The organism is Clostridium aquiflavi, from assembly GCF_031344075.1.
GTDB classification, from domain to species: domain Bacteria; phylum Bacillota; class Clostridia; order Clostridiales; family Clostridiaceae; genus Clostridium; species Clostridium aquiflavi.
Window position 1 is genome coordinate 1 of sequence record NZ_JAVJAN010000064.1, and the last position, 9,637, is coordinate 9,637.

Consider the following 9,637-nt stretch of genomic DNA (forward strand, 5'->3'; position numbering starts at 1 on the left):
TTTAAGAACTCTAAAATAAAGCTTAGTCCAATTAATGCATGCTCCCAATCAAAGATTGCTGACAAGCAATTAATTGTACAAATTTTCATTAAGAGTTCTAAAAAGTAAATTCCAATGCCAGTTCGCCCTTATACTAGAATATCAACACTATTTTAAAACATAGCGAATTTAATAAAGGGAAAATGATATGTATATTAATAATTTAAAGAAATCAGAAGAAATAGAAATAGCTCTTAAGTTGATAAAGAAAATAAAAGAAAAAGCAACGAAAATAGAAGAAATAAGAATAATGGAAGTATGTGGTACCCATACAAAAAGTATTTATGATAATGGAATAGATAAATTATTACCTAAAAATGTGAAAATGATAGCGGGTCCTGGATGCCCTGTATGTGTAACACCACAAAATTACATTGATAGTGCTATAGAATTAAGCAAGAAAGAAAATATAATAATAACTTCATTTGGAGATATGATCAAAATTCCAGGGACAAAAAGTTCCCTAAGAGAAGAAAAGGCAAGAGGGAGAGATATAAGGATTATATATTCTCCATTAGATGCTTTAAAAATAGCACAAGGAAATAAAACTAAAGAAGTAGTATTTTTAGCAGTAGGATTTGAAACAACAGCACCTTTAATAGCATTGGCTTTAAAGGAAGCAAAAAGTAATAATATTAATAATTTTTCTATTTTACATTCCTTAAAAACTATGCCAAATGCAATGGAAACATTAATTTTAGATGAGACGATAAAGATTGATGGATTTATATGTCCAGGTCATGTAGCAACAATAATAGGGAGTAGAGTTTTTGAGGAATTATCAAAGAAATATAAATTACCAATGGCAGTGTGTGGTTTTAAAGCTATAGATATATTATGTGGAATACTTTCTATAATAATAATGAAGGAAAAAGGTGAATATAATTTTATAAATTTTTATAAAACCTTTGTTAAAGAATTTGGAAATAAAAAAAGTAAATCATTATTAGAAGACGTTTTTATAAATGGGGATAGTATTTGGAGAGGGATAGGAAATATTAAAAATACAGGTTATAAATTAAAAGAAGAATATAGTTATTTTGATGCAAATATAAGATTTGCATTAAAAGATAAGAATACTATATCAAATAAAAATTGTATATGTGGAGAGATTTTAAAAGGGATTAAAATACCAAAAGATTGCACATTGTTTGGAAAAGTGTGTACTCCCAGCAATCCCATAGGACCTTGCATGGTATCTAGTGAGGGTACTTGTGGGATAGTATATGAAAATTTATAATGTGGCGTAGCCGCTTTGTTTTTTAGGAGGTAAAGATGGGTATTATAACTTTAGCACATGGTAGTGGAGGAGAAGAAACAAATAAACTAATAGAAAATATATTTATAAAATACTTTAATACTGAGGAATTAAAAAAGCAAAATGATTCAGCGATATTAAATGAACTTAATGGTAAAATTGCAGTAACAACAGATAGCTTTGTAGTGGATCCAATATTTTTTAAAGGTGGAGATATAGGAAAGTTAAGTATTTGTGGTACTGTAAATGATTTGGCAGTAAGTGGATCAACTCCATTATATATTACAGCAGGATTTATTATTGAAGAAGGTTTTGAAATAGAGAATTTAGAAAAGGTAGTAAAATCAATGACTATTACTGCAAAAGAAGCAAAAGTTAAAATAGTGGCTGGGGATACAAAGGTTGTAGAAAAAGGACGAGGACATAAAATATATATAAATACTACTGGAATTGGAGTAATAGAAAGTTATGGATATATATTAAAAGGTAGTAATGTAGAAGTGGGAGATAAAATAATTTTAAGTGGAACCATAGGAGAACATGGTATGTGTATAATTAACGAAAGGGAAAAATTGTCGGTAGAATCTAACATTATGAGTGATTGCGCTGCTTTGAATATTTTAACTAAAGAAATTATTAAATGTACCAAGGAAATTAGAATTATGAGAGATCCAACAAGGGGTGGTTTAGCTAATACCCTAAATGAATTAGTAAATATAAGTGGAAAAAGTATGAAAATTTATAAAAGAGATATACCTATAACTGAAGAAGTTAGGAGTTTTTGTGATCTTCTAGGTTTTGATCCTTTATATGTTGCTAATGAAGGAAAGTTGATTTGTATAGTTAGTAAAAATGAAGCAGAAAAAGTATTAAGAGTGATGAAGTCAAATGTACTTGGGAAAGATTCAGCTATAATTGGTGAGGTTATAGAAGATGATAGAAAATATCTTTACATTGAAACAGATTTAGGTTCAACCAAAATATTAAAAATGGCACAAGGAGAGTTATTACCAAGAATATGTTAAGTTCAATTACTCTATCCACTTTGATTATGCATATATCAACACTTTGCTAAAACATAGCTTAAAATAAAGTTAAAAAGACTACAGCCCCTTAGTTAGATGCTGAAGTCTTTTTTTTGTAATTTTCTACTTTTTTTTGTTAAAGGTAATTTAAAATTATTTTAATTACATATCATGTTTGTCAATTGTTCCTATAATGTGTTTTATTGTTTTTGAAGATTCAATAATTTTTTTCTTATCTTCAGACGTTAGTATATCGAAATATGTATATAACTTGTCTGTCATATGATCTTTAATAATTTTAATGGTTCTTGTACCAGATTCCGTATTATTAAGCAAAATTTCTTTACGATTTTCAGGATTAACAACTCTGTTTACGTGTCCTTTATTAACCAAGTTGTTTACGATACCAGTGGCCTGTTGCTTGGTAATCATAAGTTCCTTAGCTAAATTAGTCATATTAATAGAATTAAATTTATCTAAGATACATAATGTTTGCATTTGTAATCTACTGATATTAATCACTGGGTTTGTTTCTATGGGTCTAATTATCATTTTTTTCATAAAAACAGATAGATCCATTAATTCATTTAAAATTTCTAAAGTATCTTCATTTTTCAAGAAAATCACCTAACATTTCATTCAGATTTTACATATTTGTATTTATATTAAGTTTATATTCTAATTACAAAAAGGTCAACAAATATTTACAGTAAATACTTATTGACATAGATGGAATTTCATTGTAAGATAATTTTCATAGTAAATAAATGTTGACAATTTTAAAATAATAATCAGTTAGTAATGTCTGTTAATTATCAAGTGATTTTAGAAATTGGATAAGTATTATAAAGTTTTTTAACTTAAAAATTATCTAATATCAACATAAGAAGAGAGGAATAAAAGGATATGCTTAAATTATTAAAACATTTAAAGAAATCAGTTTGGCTTATTTTAGCTATATTAGTTTTATTGGTAGGGCAAGCAGTTTGTGATTTGACTTTACCTAAATATACTTCTGATATTGTTAATGTAGGTATTCAACATGGAGGAGTAGATAAGATAACTCCAGATGTAATTAGAGAAAGTGAAATGGAGAGACTTTCTTTGTTTATGGAAGACAAAGATTATAAAGAAGTACTAGAAAATTATGACTTGGTTAACAAGGGATCTACTTCCGATGAAGAATATCCTTTATTAGAAGAAGAAAATCTTTATGTATTAAAAAATATTGATAAAGATAAAATTGAAGAATTAAATTCAATACTTGGAAAACCGATGGTTATGGTTTCTAATTTTGAAAGTGATTCAGATAAAGTTAAGGCTATGGAAAATCAAATGATTAGTTCATCCCCCCCTGGAGTATTAAAGGAAGATGCAAATATCTTTGATATATTTAAAGTTATGCCAGAAGAACAATTTAAAGAAATAACATCAAGCATGAATGAAATGTTTAGTAAGTTAGATGATAGTAGCATTGATCAAATGGCAGTTTCTTTTGTGAAAAATGAATATACTAAAATTGGTGTTAATATGGATAAATACCAAACTAATTATATATTCTCATCTGGAGCAAAAATGCTTGGATTTGCATTAGTTAGCATGATGGCAACAATACTTGTAACATTGATAGCTTCAAGAGTTGCAGCTGCATTTAGCAGAGATTTAAGAAGCAGTGTATTTAAGAAAGTTGTTGGATTTACAAATAAAGAATTTGATGATTTTTCAACAGCATCATTAATTACACGTTGTACTAATGATATTCAACAAATTCAAATACTTACAGTAATGGTACTTAGATTTGTATTATATGCCCCAATTCTTGGGATAGGTGGATTTATAAAAGTTTTAAACACCAATAGTACAATGTCTTGGGTCATTGGTGTAGCAATACTTTCTATATTAAGTCTTGTAAGTGTATTATTTGCAATAGCTATGCCTAAATTTAAAAAATTACAAAAATTGGTTGATAAAATAAACTTAGTTGCTAGAGAAATTTTAACAGGAACTCCTGTAATACGTGCATTTAGTACAGAAAAACATGAAGAAGAACGTTTTGATAAAGCAAATAAGGAGTTAACAGACGTTAATTTATTTGTTAATAAGATAATGGCTTGTATGATGCCTGCAATGATGTTTATCATGAATGGAATCACAGTTTTAATTGTATGGGTTGGTGCTAGTAAAATAGAAAATTTAACAATGCAAGTTGGAGACTTAATGGCATTTATTCAATATACAATGCAAATTATAATGGCATTTTTAATGCTTTCAATGATATCAATTATGATTTCACGTGCTGCAGTATCAGCAAAGCGTATTGCAGAAGTTTTAGATACAGAAGGACTTATAAAAGATCCTGTATCGGCTAAATCATTTGAGTATAATAAAAAAGGTTATGTAGAATTTAAGAATGTTAACTTTAGATATCCAAATGCAGAAGAAGATGTTTTAAGTAATATTAATTTTACTGCAAAACCAGGACAAACTACAGCAATTATAGGAAGCACAGGTAGCGGTAAAACAACATTGGTTAATTTAATACCTCGTTTTTTTGATACAACTGAAGGAGAGATCATAGTTGATGGCATAGATGTACGAAATGTTACACAACATAATTTAAGAGATAAAATTGGATATGTTCCTCAAAAAGGAATGCTATTCTCAGGAACAATAGAATCAAATATTAAATATGGTGCTGAAAATGCTCCAAAAGAAGTAATGATAAATGCAGCTAGAGTTGCACAAGCTACTGAATTTATTGAAGCAAAGGATGACACATATAATAGTCCAATTTCTCAAGGTGGAAACAATGTATCAGGAGGACAAAAACAAAGATTATCAATAGCAAGGGCAATTGCAAAGCAACCAGAAATATATATATTTGATGATAGTTTTTCTGCTCTTGATTATAAGACAGATATAGTTCTTAGAAAGGCATTAAATGAACAAATAAAAGATGGTACTATTTTAATTGTAGCTCAAAGAATTAGTACAGTATTAAATGCTGATCAAATTATTGTTTTAGATGAAGGAAAAATAGTAGGAAAAGGAACTCATAAAGAATTATTAAAATCCTGTGAGGTTTATAAGCAAATTGCTTTATCACAACTTTCAAAGGAGGAACTTGAAAATGAGTAAGAGTACGCAAAGAAAAGGTCCAATGGGCGGTAAAATGGTTGCAGGAGAAAAAGCCAAGAACTTTAAAGGTACTATGAGTAAATTGATGAAGTACTTAAGTGAATATAAAATTCCTATAATTTTTGTATTTGTTTTTGCAATTGGTAGTACAATATTTTCTATAGTAGGACCTAAAATTTTAGGTAATGCAACTACAGAATTGTTTGAAGGATTAATGAGAAAAGTATCTGGAGGATCAGGTATTGACTTTGATAAAATTGCAAAAATACTTGGAGCATTAATTTGTTTATATGTTATTAGTGCAATATTCTCTTTTATACAAGGAATATTAATGACAAATGTTTCTCAAAAGTTGACATATACATTAAGAAAAGAATTATCAGAAAAAATACATCGTATGCCAATGAAATTTTTTGATAGCAGAACACATGGTGAAGTATTATCAATTTTCACCAATGATATAGATACACTATCTCAAAGCTTAAATCAAAGTGCTACTCAACTTATAACATCAATTACAACAGTTATAGGTATTATGATAATGATGTTTAGCATTGACTGGATAATGACTTTAGTAGTTTTGTGTATCTTACCAATTTCTATGGCCATCATAGGATTTGTTGTTAAGAAATCTCAAAAACATTTTAAGGCACAACAGAAGTATTTAGGTCATGTAAATGGTCAAGTTGAAGAAGTCTTTAGCGGCCAAAATATAGTTAGAGTGTTTAATAAAGAACAAAAGGTAATTGATGAATTTGAAGAATCTAATGATGTATTATATAAGTCAGCATGGAAATCTCAATTTTTATCAGGACTTATGATGCCAATAATGACTTTTGTAGGTAATCTTGGCTATGTAGCAGTTTCAATTTTAGGTGGATATTTTGTAATCAATGGTAGAATTACAGTTGGTAATATTCAATCATTTATTCAATATAGTAGGAACTTTACTCAACCAATTGGTCAAATCGCTCAGGTTTCAAATTTACTACAATCAACAGCAGCTGCGGCTGAAAGAGTTTTTGAATTTTTAGATGAGGAAGAAGAAGATCAATTTGCTAAAAATCCTGTATCCATTAATGATGTTCATGGTAATGTAGAGTTTAAAAATGTACAATTTGGATACAATAAAGACAAAATTATAGTAAATGATTTTAGTGCTAAAATTAAAAAGGGACAAAAGATTGCAATTGTAGGACCAACAGGAGCTGGTAAATCAACAATAATTAAACTTTTAATGCGTTTCTATGATGTAAATAAAGGGGAAATTTTAATTGATGGTAATGATTTAAGAGACTTTAATCGTAGTGAACTTCGTGAGGCATTTGGTATGGTATTACAAGATACCTGGTTATATAACGGAATCATAATGGAAAATATCAGATATGGTAAATTAGATGCAACTGATGAAGAAGTGATTGAAGCAGCCAAAGCGGCTCATGTTCACAACTTTGTAAAAACTTTACCAGATGGATATTACATGGAATTAAATGAAGAAGCAAGTAATGTTTCAGCGGGACAGAAACAATTATTAACAATAGCAAGAGCTATATTAGCTGATTCAAAGATTCTTATTCTTGATGAAGCAACAAGTTCGGTTGATACAAGAACAGAATTACTTATTCAAAAGGCAATGGATAATTTAATGAAGGGAAGAACTAGTTTTGTTATAGCTCATAGATTATCAACTATAAAAGATGCTGATCTAATTCTTGTAATGAAGGATGGAGATATTATAGAACAAGGAAATCATGAAAATCTGTTAACTAATAATGGATTTTATGCGAACCTTTATAATTCACAGTTTGAAAAGGCAAAAGCAATGTAAAAATCTTATAAATGGATTAAAATTTAAAAAATATAATTTAAAACAAATGATAATGTAGAGAAATACTTAAATATATAGTATAAAAAGTGCCTAAATATTAATTATTTTAATATTTAGGCTTATTTTTATATTGAAAAATATCGAATATATAAATGTAGTACATATTTAATTAGTAAGTTTAGTATATCATTATACTTTAAAACAAATACGTTAATAATGAAAAATTATGAAAAATAACCAAAAAGTGATATAATATTGAAATTGGTGTAAATGATATCATACAATAAAACTAACATTAGAAAAAAATACAATCTAATAAGTAATAATTAATACTTAAATAGAAAATTTATGTATTAGTAATAATAATAATTACATAAAATAATTAGGAGTGATTTTTATGATAAATAAAATAGCAGATAATGAATTAATGCAGGCATTTTACACATTAATGCCTTGTTTTAAATATTATTTTGAAGATGAATTAATTTTTACAATATCTAATACGGAAAGATTTTTATTAGTTAAAGACAGTACAAACTTAAAAATGCAATCTAAAACAGGCGATATAATTCCAGAAGGATGTGCAGCTGATGTTTGTCTAAAAGCTAAAAAACAAGTATCTATTATGGTACCAGAAAGTGTATTTGGAGTAACACTAAAGACAATAGCAATTCCAGTTTTTGAAGATAATAAAATAGCAGGAACAATAGTAATTGGTATGAGTGTTGAGAGAAAAGAAAAAATATCTAATATGTCAAATACTTTATCAGATTCATTAGCACAAATAGGAAGTAATTTATTGGATATGTCTTCTGGACTTCAAAAAATATCTGCAACTAATTCAGATATAGAGAAGTTTATAGAAATTACCAATGATAATTATAAAAAAACAGATGATGTTTTAAAGTTTATAGAAAGTATAGCTAAACAAACTAACATGCTTGGCTTAAATGCGGCTATAGAATCAGCTAGGGCAGGGGAATATGGAAAAGGATTTAGTGTAGTATCTAATGAAATTAGAAAATTATCTCAATCAAGTAGCGAATCTATAAATGAGATTAACGAAATATTGAGTAATATACAAAGTTCAATAAATGAAATATATAATAGATTTAATGCTTCAAATTTATTATTAGACGGACAAGCATCGGGAATTGAAGAGCTTACAGCTGCAGTTCAAGAACTTAATTCTACTGCAACACTTCTAAAAGAATTTGCATCAGAAATATAAAATGGAGGGGTCAAAATGAAAATAACTACTTTAATAGAAAATACACAAGATAAGGATGAAAAGTTAAAGAATGAACATGGACTTTCTATGTTTATTGAAGGAAGTGGTTGCAATGTTTTGTTTGATACAGGAAAGACAGGAGATTTTATTGAAAATGCAGTAAACTTAAATATTGATCTCAAAAAGACAGACATTATGGTTTTAAGTCATGCTCACTATGACCATTGTGGAGGAGTAAAAAAATTATTAGAAACTTATAATATAAAACCTAAACTTATAGTAAGCAAGCATTTTTTTGAAAGAACAGATAAATATCATTATTCAGATGGAAGTCTTAAATCAGATTTTTCAAAAGAACCAGGATATGCTTATATAGGAACAGACTTTGATAAAAATTATATAGAGAGTAAAGGTGTTTCTGTAGAAAGTTTAGAAAAAGATATTTTAGAAATATGCGATAATATTTTTGTATTCTCTAATTTTAATAAGTACTATGAATTCGAAAAAGTAAACCCTAATATGCAACGTAAAGTTAATGATGAATATATAGTTGATACATTTGATGAAGAAATCGCTTTAGGAATAAAAACTAAAAAAGGTTTAGTTATATTACTTGGATGTGCACATCCAGGATTTTTAAATATGGTAAAAACCATAGAAGAAAGAACTAATGAAAAGATAGTAGGAATAATAGGTGGTACACATCTTATAGAAGCGGATGATGATAGAATAAAAAAATCAGTGGATTATTTAAAGAAATCAGGTGTTGAATTATTAGGATTATCTCATTGTACTGGTGAAAAAGCAGTAGAAATATTTAATGAGGAATGTAAAACTTCATTTACTAATAGAACAGGTACAATAGTAGAATTAGATTAATTTTTAGGATATAAATTACTTAATAAATTTAAGGAGCTGTCTCAGAATGATTTTTTAAATCATTAGCTGATGACGGTTCCTTTTCATTTATAAATTAGGCTATGTTTTAGCAGAGTGTTGATATATGCATAAGCAAAGTGGACTGAGTAATTGAAGTTAGGAATGCTAAAATGAGTATAGTCCCATTTTAGCTTGCTCCCAATATAAAATTGTGACAAGCAGTAAATATGACAATACTC

General features: G+C 27.8%; 7 protein-coding genes. 6 read left to right on the top strand and 1 reads right to left on the bottom strand.

Annotation, left to right across the window (positions count from 1 at the left end; translation table 11 throughout):
- Positions 1-187 precede the first annotated feature (187 nt).
- Complete coding sequence (hypD, locus tag RGC78_RS15285; RefSeq protein WP_309556908.1) at positions 188-1,279, top strand: hydrogenase formation protein HypD; 1,092 nt, start codon at positions 188-190, stop codon at positions 1,277-1,279.
- A gap of 35 nt (positions 1,280-1,314) precedes the next feature.
- Positions 1,315-2,322, top strand: coding sequence for a hydrogenase expression/formation protein HypE (gene hypE / locus RGC78_RS15290; RefSeq protein WP_252225515.1), 1,008 nt, complete (start codon positions 1,315-1,317; stop codon positions 2,320-2,322).
- Between the two features lie 162 nt (positions 2,323-2,484).
- Here hypE and RGC78_RS15295 read toward each other — a convergent pair whose 3' ends face one another.
- Positions 2,485-2,940 carry a MarR family winged helix-turn-helix transcriptional regulator gene (locus tag RGC78_RS15295; RefSeq protein ID WP_286674275.1) on the bottom strand — a complete coding sequence of 152 codons (456 nt, stop codon included), beginning with the start codon at positions 2,938-2,940 and terminating at the stop codon, positions 2,485-2,487.
- 288 nt (positions 2,941-3,228) lie between these two features.
- Here RGC78_RS15295 and RGC78_RS15300 point away from each other — a divergent pair, with 288 nt between their 5' ends.
- The 4 genes from RGC78_RS15300 to RGC78_RS15315 all read left to right on the top strand — a co-directional run bounded on the left by RGC78_RS15300 (position 3,229) and on the right by RGC78_RS15315 (position 9,398).
- Positions 3,229-5,460, top strand: a complete 2,232-nt coding sequence (locus RGC78_RS15300; RefSeq protein ID WP_309556909.1) for an ABC transporter ATP-binding protein — start codon at positions 3,229-3,231, stop codon at positions 5,458-5,460.
- Positions 5,453-7,288 carry an ABC transporter ATP-binding protein gene (locus RGC78_RS15305; RefSeq protein ID WP_309556910.1) on the top strand — a complete coding sequence of 612 codons (1,836 nt, stop codon included), beginning with the start codon at positions 5,453-5,455 and terminating at the stop codon, positions 7,286-7,288. Before RGC78_RS15300 ends, RGC78_RS15305 begins: the two co-directional genes overlap by 8 nt.
- 397 nt (positions 7,289-7,685) lie before the next feature.
- Entirely contained in the window at positions 7,686-8,519 is an 834-nt protein-coding gene (locus tag RGC78_RS15310; protein ID WP_252213951.1) for a methyl-accepting chemotaxis protein, read from the top strand.
- A 15-nt stretch (positions 8,520-8,534) separates the two neighbouring features.
- Positions 8,535-9,398, top strand: coding sequence for an MBL fold metallo-hydrolase (locus RGC78_RS15315; RefSeq protein ID WP_252213949.1), 864 nt, complete (start codon positions 8,535-8,537; stop codon positions 9,396-9,398).
- Positions 9,399-9,637 lie beyond the last annotated feature (239 nt).

Bases quoted from the DNA above. Each gene is read 5' to 3' on its own strand.
- hypD (WP_309556908.1), top strand. From the start codon at position 188: ATGTATATTAATAATTTAAAGAAATCAGAAGAAATAGAAATAGCTCTT.
- hypE (WP_252225515.1), top strand. From the start codon at position 1,315: ATGGGTATTATAACTTTAGCACATGGTAGTGGAGGAGAAGAAACAAAT.
- RGC78_RS15300 (WP_309556909.1), top strand. From the start codon at position 3,229: ATGCTTAAATTATTAAAACATTTAAAGAAATCAGTTTGGCTTATTTTA.
- RGC78_RS15305 (WP_309556910.1), top strand. From the start codon at position 5,453: ATGAGTAAGAGTACGCAAAGAAAAGGTCCAATGGGCGGTAAAATGGTT.
- RGC78_RS15310 (WP_252213951.1), top strand. From the start codon at position 7,686: ATGATAAATAAAATAGCAGATAATGAATTAATGCAGGCATTTTACACA.
- RGC78_RS15315 (WP_252213949.1), top strand. From the start codon at position 8,535: ATGAAAATAACTACTTTAATAGAAAATACACAAGATAAGGATGAAAAG.